The sequence below is a fragment of the Sulfitobacter sp. HI0027 genome, from assembly GCF_001634775.1.
Taxonomy (GTDB): Bacteria; Pseudomonadota; Alphaproteobacteria; order Rhodobacterales; family Rhodobacteraceae; genus Sulfitobacter.
This window is the reverse complement of sequence record NZ_LWER01000320.1, coordinates 1-322: the sequence shown is the minus strand read 5'-3', so window position 1 is coordinate 322 and position 322 is coordinate 1. Positions and strand designations below refer to the sequence as shown.

Below are 322 nucleotides of genomic sequence, written 5' to 3'. Positions count from 1 at the left end.
GCCTTTCCGAGGCCCCCAAGACCGCGACGGCCTTGCGGCTGAGCAGTTTTCACGAAAAGCCCAATCTCGCCCGGGCCGAAGAGATGCTGGCGGCCGGGACCTACCTTTGGAATGCGGGGATTTTCATGTTCCGCGTGCGCGATATTCTCGCCGCCTATGAACAACATGCCCCCGACCTGATTCCGCTGTGCCAAGAGGCCGTGGACACCCGCCATGGCGATTTGGGGTTCACCCGTCTGGGGGCGGCCTATGACAAGTGCCGGGCGATCTCTTTCGACTATGAGATCATGGAAAAAGCCGACCAAGTCATGGCTGTGCCGTT

The 322-nt window shown here is 60.6% G+C and carries 1 protein-coding gene; it reads left to right on the top strand.

Going from position 1 to position 322, the window contains the following annotated elements; translation table 11 throughout:
- On the top strand, positions 1-322 hold a 322-nt coding region (locus A3722_RS16010), incomplete at both ends, for a sugar phosphate nucleotidyltransferase (protein WP_269084701.1).